The organism is Methylobacterium sp. J-076 (assembly GCF_022829405.1).
Classification (GTDB): domain Bacteria; phylum Pseudomonadota; class Alphaproteobacteria; order Rhizobiales; family Beijerinckiaceae; genus Methylobacterium.
Genome location: NZ_JAKSXW010000009.1, coordinates 1 through 12,866 on the forward strand (window position 1 = coordinate 1; position 12,866 = coordinate 12,866).

The following is a 12,866-nucleotide window of genomic DNA, read 5'->3' on the forward strand; positions in this document are numbered from 1 at the left end:
TCGGACACGCTGGTCCTGAAGCTGAGCGAGGATGCCTACAAGGGCGACGCGCAGTACACGATCTCGGTGGACGGCAAGCAGGTCGGCGGCACCCTGACGGCCCACGCCTCGCATGCGGCCGGCCAGTCCGACACGATCACCGTCAACGGCGACTGGGCGGCGGGCGACCACAAGGTCAGCCTGTACTTCCTGAACGACGCCTATGACGGCACCGCCGCCACCGACCGCAACCTCTACCTCGACAGCGCCACCTACAACGGCGCAGCCGTCTCCGGCGGCCATCTCGCCCTCATGAGCGCCGGGGCACAGGGCCTGACCGTGCACGACACCAGCGCGATCCCGGCCTCGCACTGGCTGCTGGCCTGAAGGACCGGACCGGTCGGCGGGGCCTGGGCCCGCCGACCGACGGCCGCCCGGGGGGGATGTCCTGACGCCGCCGCGAACCCGAGCCGACGGCAAGCGGCCATTCCGCTCAATTCTTAAGCATTTTCACGCCAAGTCCCCCGTGCGCGCCCGCCGGGGTGACGGAATTCGTTTCGATCCCGCCGATTTGTCTTTCATTTTCACGGGCAGCCGGGGACAGCGTCGTCACACATGATTTGTTCAGTGGAGTGGCGCATAGTGGCCCACGCCGCTGACGGGTGAGAGACCGGTTCTCACTGCCGACCCTTGCAGGGCGGAACGATGCCGGGGCTCGGAGAGGTCCGATGGGGACGACGGAAATTCTTGGGCTCTTCGCCGCCCTTGGAATCGTGTGCGGCTTCTACGTCACGGTGGTCGGCTTCGCCCTGACCGCCCTGGCGATCGTGCTGGTGCTCGCCGTCGCGGGTGCGTTCGTCGGCGGCCTGTTCGGCGGCTGGATGATGGTCGGCGCCTTCGTGGCCATGCAGGTCGGCTATGTCGCCTGCGTCGCCGGCAGCGCCCTCGTCGGCCATGTCCGCCGCCTGTCGCAGAAGGATCCGCGCCGGGCCGAGACCGACCTTCACATCAACCACGAATAGGCCCCGCCAGCGGGCCGGCCACGCCCGCGTGGCGTGGGGAGAGAGCCCAGGCCCTCAGATCCCGACCCGGCCGAGGCCCGGCAACTTCAGGCCGGGGCGGCGCAGGTCGAACCCGGCGACGGCGCCGAGGAGGTTCACCTCGACCCCCTCCACCCAGCCCACCGTGAACCCGAGATAGCCGCCGAGGTTCACCCGGAACCCGGTGCCGGACGGGGTGAGGCCGATCCAGCGGCCGTCATAGGGAAAATCCTTGCCGATCGCGGTGGCCGGCAGGCTCGCCCGCATCTCCGGCACGGCGCCCATCACCGCCGCCACGAAGGTGTTGGAGTTCGGCCCCGGCCAGAGGCGGTAATCGCCGATCTTGGCATAGCGGTAGGTGGCGATGGTGGCGCGGATGCGCGGCAGCATCCGCGCGGCCTCCTCCCCGTCGGCGGCGAAGACCACCTCCGGCACGCTGCCGAACCAGCGCCCGTCCGGCACGAACCGGTCGATCCAGATCGGCATGCCCCAGGCGGTGTAGTCGAACCGCTGGTAGGCCCCCTCGCCCGCGCCCTTCACGACGATCCAGCTGTGGCTGGCGATGATGCCGCGCCAGCTCACCGTCCGGGCGGAGAACACGCGCACCACCGCCCCGGGCTGCCGGGAGGCGGGGGGCAGCAGGCCCGCGCTCGACCGGTCGGCCGAGCGCCAGTCGGCGATGTCGTTGGCGAGGTAGTAGCGCGCCGCCGAGACGGCGATGGGCGCGAGGAACACGACGGCGAAGACGAGGAGGGCGGTGCGGAGCACGGGGCGGATCCCGGGGGGAGGCTGCGGGACCACCACTTATGGATGCGGAGCGCGTCTTTCACCGGGGCGATCCGCCCCGCCCGCGCACAAGGGCCTGCCCTCCGGGGCGGGGAGGCTTGCCGGACAGGTCCGGGCGAAGGGATCGGCCGCCCCGATCCGATCCCGCCTTCGCCTTGCCCAAGGATGGACGGGGCGCCGAAGTCCCGGCCAGGCGCTCAGATCAGCACGAGGACGATCCCGAGCACCAGCACCACCGCGAGGCCGGCGAGGAGGACCACCCGGCCGACCCCCTCGTCCGCCGCCCCCTCGCCGCCCGCCTCCGCCGTGGGAGGGGCCGCAGGCCCCAGCTCGGGCCCGCGGCCCCCGCCGGCCCGTCCTGCGGGCTGCGGCACGCCGGGCGCGGGGGGCGGGAGGGTCAGCGTCGGGGCGGCGAGGGGCTCGGCGCGGGGGCCGAGCGCGTCCGGCTCCACGCTCACCCCGGCCTCCTCCAGTTCCAGCATCACGAGGACGAGGGCATCGACATCCAGCGCCTCCACCGGCAGGGCCGCCTGAAGCTCGCTCGCGGTGAGTTCCCCGCGCTCACGCCCCCGGGCGATCAGCCGGTCCAGCGTCGCGCGGTCGATCGTGCCTGCCATCGGGTGCCTCCTGCCGCCTCCCCACCCGACATGTGGGGCCGGAAGGGAGCGTGTCACGCCCCGACGGGGGCCTCCGCCGGCCCCGCGGCCGCTGTCCCGGCGCACCCATCGCGACCGGGCCGGACTGTCAGTCGCCGCGGGGATGGACAGCATCGCGGGCCTGCGGGACCGGGGGGCCCATGACGATTGCTTCGCGTAACTCCGCCTGCCGAGTTCGATCCGAGGGGATTGACTTGCGATTGAAAACATTACCATCATATGATCGGTTTAGTCCTCTTTCCGGAGCGGCGCCGTGAACTGAGAAGATGTGCTCGCATGCCGACCGAGCCAGAGAGCAATCTCAATACTTCGTACTTCGGCGCAATTCTGCGGATCGCGGGCTGCGACGGGACGTGGACGGTCGACGATGCGACCTCGCTGTTCGACTTCTACGACAAGGTCGACAACCTGCTGTGCAAGATCGGGCAGCTGCCGCAGGCCTACCTCGACCCCCAGGCCCGGCTGGAGGTCATCCTCCTCGACCGCGCCCTCGAACAGGCGGAGGTCTCGAAGGGGAGGTTCGAGCGGGTGTTCAAGCAATGCCGACAGGCGCAGGCCCAGCGCCACTCCAAGACGTCCTAGTCCCTTTTCTGTCATCCGTAGATCACAGAAAATGGTCTAATCCCTTGTCTTTTCCGCATTGTCTTACGCCGAACCGGCATCCACTTCGGCAGAAAATGCTCTCGTGCAATGACGCCGACACGTCGTTCAGGCGTCTCCACACTCGCCACTTGTTCTGGCATCGATCCGATATGGCCGACGCCCCTGTCGGGATCGATGCACGGGGGCCTTCCCCGCCGGAGGGGAGGCCGTTCGGAGCCGGGGCCGTGGGGGCCCCGGCCCCGGCGTGAGACCGGAGCCGGGGTCGCGAGCGGACCGGTGCTACGGCTGGAGATGCGCGAGCTCCTCGAGGCCGCCGCCATCGGCATAGGCCTTCCGGAAGCTGTCGCGCCCCTTCCACTGCCGCCAGAAGCGGTCGAGCTGCTCGAAGCGTTCGTCGAGCGGCGTGGCGACCGGGCCGAACTTCGAGAAGGCGATGGCGGTGCAGAGGGTGATGTCGGCGAAGGTCGGGTCCTGGCCGCCCAGCAGCCACGTGCGCCCGTCGGCCAGGTGGCGATCGACGAGGGCCGCGTGCGACAGGGCCTCCTTGCGGCAATGCTCGCCCCATTGCGGGTTGTGCGTCAGCTCCAGCTTCGGCCCGAGGCCCTGGTGCAGCACGTGGAACTGCGTGGTGAACCGGTAGAGGATCTGCACCCAGACGCGGTCGTCCCACATCGCATCGAGCCCCTGCTCCAGGGGCGTCGCACCCGTGATCTTGCGGCCCTCGTGGTGGGCATCGAGGTAGCGCACGATCGCGGCCGATTCCGACAGGTAGGTGCCCTCTCGCAGTTCCAGCGTCGGCGTCTCGCCCCACGGATTCATCTTGAGGTGGCGCCAGCCCCGCTGCTCGCCCCCCGGGGCCATGTCGTAGACCACCTCCTCGAAGGCGTCCGCGATTCCCTTCTCGTGCAGGAAGAGGCGCAGGCGCTGGGGGTTCGGAAACGCGGAAGGCGACGTGTAGATTCGGATTTTGGACGACAAGGACGATCTCCGCGGCAAGGGGGCAGGGCGGGCCGGCGTGACGGGCCCGCCCCGGTAGGAAGTGCGCGATCATGGGCCGACAAGGGGGCACGGGGCTACCCGTGGCGCGCCCCGGCCGTCGCCCCGTCGCCGTTCCGGGGGGCGGCCTCGCCGGGGAGGAAGTCCGCCCCCCCGGGGTCGGCCGAGGCCGGGGGCTCGACCGCGTAGTAGGCCATCGCCTCCCGGCGGCCCCGGAGGGGCTCCCGGCTGATCTCCCGCCACCCCGCGGTGGACGCGCCCGCCGCCCGTCGGACGGCCTCCGACGCGAGGACGGACACGCCATGGCTCTTCGTCGCCTGCTCTAGCCGCGCGGCGACGTTGACCGTGTCGCCCAGCACCGTGAACTCGTAGCGGGCGTCCTCGCCGATGATGCCGCTGAACACCTCGCCGCAATGGAGGCCGATGCCGATGCGCACGGTCGCGTCGTGCTCGCCCTTGTCGTTCCAGCGGGCGATGACCTCGACGAGGTCCCGGGCGAAGGCCACCGCCCGCGCCGCGTCGTCGTCGGCCGGCTCGGGCAGGCCGAAGACCACGAGCGCGCCGTCCCCGATGAACTTGTCGACCACGCCGCCATGGAGGCGGGACAGGCGCATCACCCGTCGCCGGAAGGCGGACAGGAAGGCCGTGAGCTGCTGGGGGTCGAGGCGCTCGGCGATGGCGGTGGAGCCGCGCATGTCGACGAAGGCGATGACCGCCTGCTGGCGGCGCCCGGTCCTCAGGCTGCCGTCGTCGTCGGCCAGGCGCGAGACCAGTTCCTGGGGCAGGAAGCGCGACAGGCTGCGGCGGCGGCTGGCCTCGCGGGTGGCCGACATGGCGAAGAGGACCAGGGCGATCACGACGGCGGCGAGCAGGCTCCAGATCAGGAGCGCGACGCGGGAGATCGTGGCCTGACGCTGCTCCATGAGCGTCGCCTCGTGCTCCTCCATCCGGCCCACGACCGCGCGGATCTCATCCATCACCTGGCGCCCGCGGCCCTGCCGGACGAGGTCCCGGCTCGCGTCGGGGTCTCCGCTGCGGTGGAGCTCGATCGTGGTGCCCAGTTCATCGAGCTTGTCCCGGATGAGCCGGATGAGGGTGTCGAGTGCGTCGCGCTGGCTGTCGTCCTCCCGGAGAAGCGCGTGCAGCCGGGCGATCTCGCGGCTGACCTTGGCGCGGCCGTCGCGGAACGGCGTCAGGAAGATCGCGTCCCCCGTCAGGAGGTAGCCGCGTTGCCCCGTCTCGGCATCCTGGACCGCCGACAGCACCCGGCCGAGGATGCCATCGACCGCCAGGGCGTGGCGGACGGCCTCGCTGCCGCGCTGCTGGTAGACCGACGCGCCCACGGCGATGCCGATCATCGCCAGGATCACGAGGCAGCCCGCGATCATGCGATCGACGGTGCGCGAGCGCGCCGGCAGGCGCTCGATGACGTCGAGGGCGGCGAGCGCGCTCATGCCGGTGCGGGACGGGCGGGGCGGGGGAGGCGGGGCGCCGGCCAAACGGAGGCGCCCGCGGCGGTCGGCATCGGGGATTCCCACACTCGCGGCGTATCGGCCGCCGGCCGTGGTCGAAGACGGGCGGCGCCGCTGCCTCAAGGGGCGACCGGTGCCATTGTTCCCGCGCCGACACCGGGCGGCGGCGGTGTCAGGGCCTGTCGGGGATCTGCAGGTCGAGGAGCGCGGAGCTGAGGCCCTTGCCGTGGGCGTCCAGCGCCAGGGAGCGCGTCACGCCGCCGCCGAGGGCTCCGGTGAGCACGAAGTTCAGCGCCCCGAGCCGCGGCAGGGCGTAGCGGACGACATCCCCGGTCACGATGCCCCGGAAATGCTCCCGCACCCGCTCGGCCGTGACGTGCGCGGCCAAGTGCGCGTAATCCGCCGGGTCGTAGGCGATGACCGAGATGTTCGAGGTGTCGCCCTTGTCCCCGGTGCGGGAATGGGCGAGGGCGCGCAGCTTCATCCTGTCTCCTCCGGTGTCCGGCCTCACGCCTCGATGACCTGCACCGCCGGGCGGGCGAGGGCGGCCGGCACGAGGACCGAGCGCACGCCCACCACCTCGCGGGCCGCCTTCCAGGCCCCGCCGCCGCCGGCCGGGCCGTTGGTGTAGAGCGTCTCGACCTCGTCGCCGATCCGCCGGGCCTCGGCCAGGGTTCCGGTCCGCCCGGCGACGCGCAGCCGGACCTCGTAGGGCTCGTGCCCGGGCGGGTGCCGCGCCGACAGCGCCTCCCCGTGCAGGGCATCGACGCCGACGAGGTCGCAGCGCAGCTCGCTCACGGCTACCCCGGTGAGGGCCAGCCGCTCGCGGACGATCTCCCGGGCGAGCTGGCCGCGCGCCAGGGCGCCGGGGCCGGCATAGGAGATCTGCCCCTCGCCCACGTAGGAATCGACGGAGCCGACCGAGACCTTGAGCAGGCCGGTGGCCGGCCGGCCGCCGCCGCCCGTCACCCGCACCCGGTCCGGGCCGGCCTGCACCATCGCGACCCCGGAGAAGTCCGCCACCACGTCCGGCTGGATGTAGCGGGCCGGATCGTGCACCTCGTAGAGCAGCTGCTCCTTGCAGGTCGCCAGATCCACCCGCCCGCCGGAGCCCTCCACCTTGGTGATCTCCACCGTCCCGTCCTCGGAGACGAGGCCGATGGGAAAGCCGAGGCGGGCCAGGCCCGGGACGTCCTTGAGGCCGGGGTCGGCGAAGTAGCCGCCGGTGATCTGGCCGGCGCATTCCAGCAGGTGCCCCGCGAGCGTTCCGCGCCCCAGGCGCTCCCAGTCGTCCATCGCCCAGCCGAATTCGTGCACCAGGGGGGCGAGGAACAGCGCCGGGTCGCCCACCCGGCCGGTGATGACCACGTCCGCCCCCGCCGCCAGCGCCTCCACGATCGGCCCGGCCCCGAGATAGGCGTTGGCCGAGACGATCCGGTTGCCGAGGTCGGCGACCCTGCCGCCGTCCTCCAGGACGAAGTCGCCCGCCCGCACCGCCTCGAGCACGTCGTCGCCGGTGACGGCGGCGATCCTCAGGCCGAAGAGCCCCATCTCCCGGGCGATGGCCCGGGTCCGCCCGGCGGCGGCGACGGGGTTGGCCGCGCCCATGTTGGTGACGATGCGGATGCCCCGGCGGCGGCAGGGCGCCAGCACCGCCCGCATCCGCGCGTCGAGGAGGGGATCGTAGCCGCCCGCGGGGTCCCGCATCCGCGCCTGCTGCGCGAGGGCGATGGTGCGCTCGGCCAGGCACTCGAACACGAGGTAGTCGATCCCGCCCCGCTCCGCGAGCTCGACGGCGGGCTCGATGCGGTCGCCGGCATAGCCCGCGCCGGCCCCCAGGCGGACGGTCTTCATCGCTCGAGTCTCCGCGCTCACAGGGGGAACAGGCCGAGGGCAACGCAGGCGAAGGTCATCACCACCGACGCCGCGAACAGGAATGGGAAGGTGAACTTCTGGTGGTCGGCCAGATCGACCCCCGTCAGGCCGCAGACGAGGAAGGTCGCGGGGGTGAGCGGGCTCACGGGGAAGCCCGTCGTCATCTGGCCCAGCAGCGCCCCCTGCGCCACCTGGACCGGCGGCACGCCGAGCTGGTGCCCGACCTCGGCCACCACCGGCAGCACCCCGAAGTAGAACGAATCCGGGTCGAACAGCATCGACAGGGGCATCGAGACGAGGCCCAGCGCGAAGGGGATGTGGCGGCCCATCTCCGGGGGCACGAAGGCGACGCCGGCCTGGGCCATCGCCCGGAGCATGCCGGTGCCCTGCATGATCCCCGTGAACACCCCGGCCGCCAGCAGGATCGACGCCATCAGGATCGCCGCCTTGGCGTGGGCATCGACCCGCTGCCGCTGGGCCTCGACCCGGGGGTAGTTGATCGTCAGCGCCAGCGCCGTGCCGAGCATGAACATGAGGGCCGGCGGCACCTTCTCGGCCAGGAACACCATCGTCCCGAGGACCACGGCGGTCAGGGCGATGTTGATCCAGAACCGGTCCGGCCGGCGCAGGGCGCGCTCGGCCTCGCTCAGGGTCCGGGCCGCCGGGGCGGGGGCGGGCCCGGCGGCGGCGAGGGGGGAGGGGACTTGGGCGCCGGGGACTTGGGCGCCGGGGATTTGGGCGGGGGAGCTGCGGCCGAGGCGCCGCTCCTCCCGCAGGCCGAGCCAGTAGGAGGCGGCGAAGACGAAGGCGAGGCCGACCGCCTGCACCGGTACGAGGGGCGAGAAGATCTCCGGGATCGGCAGCTTGAGGGCGGCCGAGGCGCGGATCATCGGCCCGGTCCAGGGCAGGAAGTTTACCCCCGCCGCCATGGAGGCGGCGCAGGCCAGCACCCGCCTGTCGATGCCGACCCGGTCGTAGAGCGGCAGCATGGCGGGGATGGTGATGAGGAAGGTCACCGCCCCGGAGCCGTCGAGGTGGATCAGGAGCGCGAGGAGGGCGGTGCCGGGCACGATCCGCGTCGGCCGCGTGCCCACGGTGGCCAGGATGCGGTCCACGATGGGGTCGAGCATCCCCGCATCGCTGACCACGCCGAAGAACAGGATCGCGAACACGAACATGCCCACGACCCCGGCGAGGCTCTGCAGGCCGGCGAGCACGAACTTGCCGGTGTCGAACCCGAACCCCCCCGCCAGCGCCGCCGCGACGGGGATGACGATGAGGGCCACCAGGGGGGACATGCGCTTGGTGAGGATGACCGCGAGCAGCAGCGCGATCGTGCCCAGGCCGAGCAGAGCCAGCATCCATCCCTCCCGGGCGCTTCCGGCCGTTCGCGAATCGACGGCCGCTGACGCCGAGGGGACGGCACGATAATGCATTCGACAATTGAAAAGATTGGATCGCACCGATAACGTTTCGCAATGGATGTGAACCTCCGGCAGGTGCGGGCCTTCGTGACGGTGGCGCAGACCGGCAGCTTCACCCGGGCGGCCGCGCTGCTGAACCTGTCCCAGCCGGCGCTCACCGTGCAGATCCGGCGGCTGGAGGAGACGCTGGAGGCGCGCCTGATCGACCGCGACAGCCGCAATGTCGGCCTGACGCGGCTCGGACGGGATCTGCTGCCGGGCTTCCGGCGCGTGCTCGACGACCTGGACGCGGTGGTGCGCGACACCCGCGAGCGGGCAGCGGGGCGCACGGGGATCGTGCGGGTGGCCACGCTCCCGTCCTTCGCGGCGAGCCTGCTGCCGGACGTGATCGCGGGGTTCCGCGCGGCGCATCCGCGGGTCGCCTTCCAGGTGAGGGACGTGATCGCGCAGCGGGTCCTGGACCTCGTGCGCGACGAGGCCGTGGATCTCGGCATCGTCGGCGGCGCGGTGGCCGACCAAGCGGTCGAGGTGCTCCACGCCACCTGGGACGCCCTGCACGTCGTGCATCCCGTCGGACACCCGATCGGTGCGGTGCCGCGGGTGACGGTGGAGATCCTGAGCGCCTATCCGCTGGTGCTGATGGACGGGGCCACGAGCGTGCGCGCCATCGTCGACGCGGCTTTTCTGGCGGCCGGCCGCCGCCCCAACGCCGCCTGCGAGGCGACGTACATGATGACCGCCGTGGGCATGGTGCGCGCCGGCCTCGGCCTGACGATCCTGCCCGGTTCGGCCAGGGAGATCCAGGCCGAACCCGGCCTCCGCTCCCGGCCGATCGCCGATCCCGGCTTCGCGCGTCCCGTGTCCCTGATCAAGAAGGCCGGCCGGACGCTGCCGGTGGTCTCGGCGCAGTTCTCCGGTGTGCTGCGGGGGGCCATGCCCCCGGGGGCGGGGACGCAGCCCCCGTGAGCGGGCGCGTCGGCGGAACGCCTGTGGCCGCCCTCCTCTTCGTGCGACGAAGCCCCCCGCACCGTTGCGCTCGCCGCCCGCTTGGGTTAGGGGAGGGGCACGGTCAGCACCCGTAGCTCAGCTGGATAGAGCGTTGCCCTCCGAAGGCAAAGGTCACACGTTCGAATCGTGTCGGGTGCGCCAATTTTCTTAATGACTTAACAGGGGCAAACCCTGATGCGGCGACGGTTGGTGTCACCTCAGTGTCACCGCAAAGGCTTTGAGGCCCGTCGTCTCCTCCCGCCACGATCTCCCCAGTTAGCGACAGCGATCCTCGCACTAGTCGTGATTTCGCCAGCGGTTGCCCAGGTGCAGCAGGAGCGCTTCAGCTATCCTGTGGGCCTCGATCCCTACGGCGACAACTTCCTCGCACTGCGCAGCCTGCCAAGCGGAACCCAAGGTGTCCGACTTGCGCGCCTCGGTCCCGATACTCTCTTCACCGAAATTGGACGCCAGGGTGCCTGGGTGAACATCCAGTTGCCTTCAGGCCAGACGGGATGGGTGAGTGCCCGGTACGTCAGCTGCTGTCGCACGGCCGCAAGCGGTCGAAGCGAACCGAGCGGGTCTGTTTCGTCGTCGTGCGAGGAGCTGTGGTTGGAACGGAACGCGATCTTCAAGGCCGCGGGCTACTGCTTCCGCACCCAACAAGCCATTCAGGCATTCGGCAATGCCGGTTGCCAGTTTGACGATGAAGCGGATGTGCCTTTGTCGGCACGCCAGCGGGAGCAGGTTGTTCAGATCCGGGCGACGGAGCGTCGACTAGGCTGCCCGCGCTGACGAATGGGCTCACTGGGTAGGCCTACGTGCGGCACCAGAGGATCCGGAGGGAGCAAACTGATGCCCCACCGAGCCTACTCACCGCATCACAGATTGCATGCGGTGGAGCTTTTTAAGGGGCAGGTTGATTGGGCATAGGTGAGGACGTATGCCTCCTTTTTCCTCGTAACGGCCCTCACGTGTCGCTGCCGAGCGCGTAAAGGGTTGCCGATTTCACCCCATTTAGGTCAGGGAAAAAATTCGTGGCCTTCGTCTGCACGGTTGATCGCGAAAAGGGGACGGGTACGTTTTTTACCCGTGGGGAGGCGTTCGCCGTCCTTATCCCCATTGGCTATGATGACGATTTCGAGGTCGATAAATCCTACAACCTGCTGCTCGCGTTCGACCCGATGCCGACCGGCGAGTTGGATTTTACATTCATCATCGTGGAGCACGATGGCGAAACCGACACTGAGTACCCCTACTGGTCAGCGCGGGACGTAGGCCATTTAATCGGCAGCGACGATCGAGCGCTCATTATGAGCACTCTTCTGGGTGCACTGCGTCACATGCTCGACTCGCATAAGCCGTCTTTCGTGCATATGTGCACTAACGAAGCCGACGCCCCCGAAAAAGCAGACGAAAAATTCATCCGCATTGCGGATCTTTTCGAACGCTGCGGATACGTGGTAAGGGTCGCTGACCCGTTCCACGGGAGGCGGATTTGTTGGATGGAACGATCCGTTCCGGACGCTAATTGAGCCCCATAAGAAATGTCTCTCCGGAGAATGCCCATGAACCGCGATCGTCAGATTGAGCTTTTGGTTGCAGCGCCCGCGCGCACCAACGAGCACGCGGTGGCTTGGATTGCTGATGAGGCCGTAAAGCGCGCAATTCGTATGAACCATGAGTTCATGCGCGACCTGAAGAACCCCCCTCAGAAGCGGGCTGTCTGAAAAAAGCCCAAGCATCTTATCGTCACGGAAAATCCCGCTTCGGCGGGGTTTTTTATTGCTCCATAGATTACGCAGAACAGGCTTGGCACCGGATGCAGGAGGACGGGGCGCCCTTTTGAGCGTCCCGGTCCAACTTGTTTCCTGGAATAACCGGCTACCTTGGTTTCTGCCCCTTGGTCTGATCCTGGCCCAGAGCTGAGGCGGCTACCGCCTTGATCTGAGCTTTCGTCGGACTTGGGTTTCTGCCGGATAAAATGTTCGACGCGATTGTCGAGACGCGTGACGACGTCTGTCTGGGTGGAGTGCGCGAGGCCATAGCTCCCACTCCTCAGCGACCGAAGCGGCGAACCGCCTCATCGTGGCTGGTGGGATGCAGGCGACCGAACTTGACGTCGGCGATGCGGCCCTGATTGACGTCGTAGGTTGCGGCAATCCGGCTGTACATTTCACCGGCCATGAGCCGGCGATGCACTGCGACAGCCTCCTCGAATGTGAGGCGGTGGCAGGGCGAGCGGTCAGGTTTCAACATAGCGGGTCCCTCTAAAGTAGGGTCCCAGAGAACTTGACAACCGGCCGCCCACGCGCAGAATGCACGTGCTGATAAGCACCAGCCGCAAGTCCTCCAGGACCCATTGCGGTTGTGACGAAGGCCGGGGGTCGCAGCCCGGCTTTCGTCGTTTTTGAGGCTATAATAACCTCAACGACAATGATTGAGGCGGCCGGGCTTAAGAGTCAAGTCTGGATAGCCCCTAGAGGCGATTGCGCGGCTCTCTGGCGGCTTTTCCGCAGAAATTCCCGCTCCACCCGCTTCTGACGCAAACGGCCGCCAGCGGGCCCCTGAGCCAAAAGTCTGGCCTTTTGCGCATCTGATGCGGATGGGTTTACCGGGGAAAAGCGCAACTCTTCTCGATAGCCGTCCAGGTAGCTATCTTGCTGCCATGCGCACAGTCCTCGCCGCCCTCGCCTTCGTCGTCGCTGCCGGTAGTGCGCAGGGGTAGAGCACTGCGGACGTTGCCGGGTGTAGAGCCAGCTCGCAATCTTGTCCGCGCGGCCTGCCCTTGATACCGGCGGACGTGCGTTGCATGCTCGCGTATGTCTTATCGCATTGAATTTCGCCGGGATGGAGCCGTCATCAGTGAGGCGGTAGGTCTAGGCTGAATCGACATTCACCGCATCTAGAGCAGGGCAGCGGCGATGTGGAGGAAGCCGAGGTAGTGGACGGCGCGTCGGTCGAAACGCGTGGCGATGCGCCGGAAGTGCTTGAGCTTGTTGAAGCAGCGCTCGATGGTGTTGCGGACCCTGTAGGCCGCGACGTCGT

Annotated in this window: 15 protein-coding genes, 1 tRNA gene and 1 pseudogene; 8 read left to right on the plus strand and 9 right to left on the minus strand. The window is 69.2% G+C overall.

What is annotated here, in order from left to right:
- Together MKK53_RS00125 and MKK53_RS00130 are read left to right on the plus strand one after the other, a co-directional pair.
- A partial coding sequence (locus tag MKK53_RS00125; protein WP_279598744.1) for a carbohydrate-binding domain-containing protein occupies positions 1-366 on the plus strand: 366 nt, incomplete at its 5' end.
- A 341-nt stretch (positions 367-707) separates the two neighbouring features.
- On the plus strand, positions 708-1,001 hold the full coding sequence (locus MKK53_RS00130) for a hypothetical protein (protein ID WP_243925738.1): 294 nt from the start codon (positions 708-710) through the stop codon (positions 999-1,001).
- 54 nt (positions 1,002-1,055) lie between these two features.
- Here the strand turns inward: MKK53_RS00130 and MKK53_RS00135 are convergent, their stop codons facing one another.
- Positions 1,056-1,787, minus strand: coding sequence for a DUF3750 domain-containing protein (locus MKK53_RS00135; RefSeq protein WP_313901514.1), 732 nt, complete (start codon positions 1,785-1,787; stop codon positions 1,056-1,058).
- Between the two features lie 215 nt (positions 1,788-2,002).
- Complete coding sequence (locus MKK53_RS00140; RefSeq protein ID WP_243925740.1) at positions 2,003-2,422, minus strand: RNA polymerase sigma factor region1.1 domain-containing protein; 420 nt, start codon at positions 2,420-2,422, stop codon at positions 2,003-2,005.
- Between the two features lie 315 nt (positions 2,423-2,737).
- Here MKK53_RS00140 and MKK53_RS00145 point away from each other — a divergent pair, with 315 nt between their 5' ends.
- Positions 2,738-3,043 (plus strand): hypothetical protein, encoded by a 306-nt coding sequence (locus MKK53_RS00145; protein ID WP_243925742.1) that lies wholly within the window; start codon positions 2,738-2,740, stop codon positions 3,041-3,043.
- Positions 3,044-3,343: 300 nt separating this feature from the next.
- Here the strand turns inward: MKK53_RS00145 and MKK53_RS00150 are convergent, their stop codons facing one another.
- The 5 genes from MKK53_RS00150 to MKK53_RS00170 form a co-directional block, all read right to left on the minus strand.
- Positions 3,344-4,042, minus strand: coding sequence for a glutathione S-transferase family protein (locus MKK53_RS00150; protein WP_243925744.1), 699 nt, complete (start codon positions 4,040-4,042; stop codon positions 3,344-3,346).
- A gap of 95 nt (positions 4,043-4,137) precedes the next feature.
- On the minus strand, positions 4,138-5,514 hold the full coding sequence (locus MKK53_RS00155; RefSeq protein WP_243925747.1) for a CHASE3 domain-containing protein: 1,377 nt from the start codon (positions 5,512-5,514) through the stop codon (positions 4,138-4,140).
- 190 nt (positions 5,515-5,704) lie between these two features.
- A complete protein-coding gene (locus tag MKK53_RS00160; protein WP_243925749.1) occupies positions 5,705-6,016 on the minus strand; it encodes a hypothetical protein in 312 nt (103 codons plus the stop codon).
- Between the two features lie 23 nt (positions 6,017-6,039).
- Positions 6,040-7,386, minus strand: coding sequence for an acyclic terpene utilization AtuA family protein (locus tag MKK53_RS00165; RefSeq protein ID WP_243925751.1), 1,347 nt, complete (start codon positions 7,384-7,386; stop codon positions 6,040-6,042).
- Positions 7,387-7,403: 17 nt separating this feature from the next.
- Positions 7,404-8,768, minus strand: coding sequence for a CitMHS family transporter (locus MKK53_RS00170; RefSeq protein ID WP_243925753.1), 1,365 nt, complete (start codon positions 8,766-8,768; stop codon positions 7,404-7,406).
- Positions 8,769-8,885: 117 nt separating this feature from the next.
- Here MKK53_RS00170 and MKK53_RS00175 point away from each other — a divergent pair, with 117 nt between their 5' ends.
- From MKK53_RS00175 to MKK53_RS00200, 5 genes are all read left to right on the plus strand, one after another.
- Entirely contained in the window at positions 8,886-9,797 is a 912-nt protein-coding gene (locus tag MKK53_RS00175) for a LysR family transcriptional regulator (protein WP_243925755.1), read from the plus strand.
- Between the two features lie 106 nt (positions 9,798-9,903).
- Positions 9,904-9,980 (plus strand) — tRNA-Arg (locus MKK53_RS00180).
- Between the two features lie 357 nt (positions 9,981-10,337).
- Positions 10,338-10,613, plus strand: coding sequence for a YARHG domain-containing protein (locus MKK53_RS00190; protein ID WP_243925767.1), 276 nt, complete (start codon positions 10,338-10,340; stop codon positions 10,611-10,613).
- A 242-nt stretch (positions 10,614-10,855) separates the two neighbouring features.
- Positions 10,856-11,353: a hypothetical protein gene (locus MKK53_RS00195; protein ID WP_243925757.1), complete on the plus strand. Its 498-nt coding sequence runs from the start codon at positions 10,856-10,858 to the stop codon at positions 11,351-11,353.
- Between the two features lie 33 nt (positions 11,354-11,386).
- Entirely contained in the window at positions 11,387-11,548 is a 162-nt protein-coding gene (locus tag MKK53_RS00200) for a hypothetical protein (RefSeq protein ID WP_243925760.1), read from the plus strand.
- A 328-nt stretch (positions 11,549-11,876) separates the two neighbouring features.
- Here the strand turns inward: MKK53_RS00200 and MKK53_RS00205 are convergent, their stop codons facing one another.
- Positions 11,877-12,077 (minus strand): hypothetical protein, encoded by a 201-nt coding sequence (locus MKK53_RS00205; RefSeq protein WP_243925763.1) that lies wholly within the window; start codon positions 12,075-12,077, stop codon positions 11,877-11,879.
- 696 nt (positions 12,078-12,773) lie between these two features.
- Positions 12,774-12,866, minus strand: a pseudogene (locus MKK53_RS00210) (IS5/IS1182 family transposase); the annotation flags it as partial.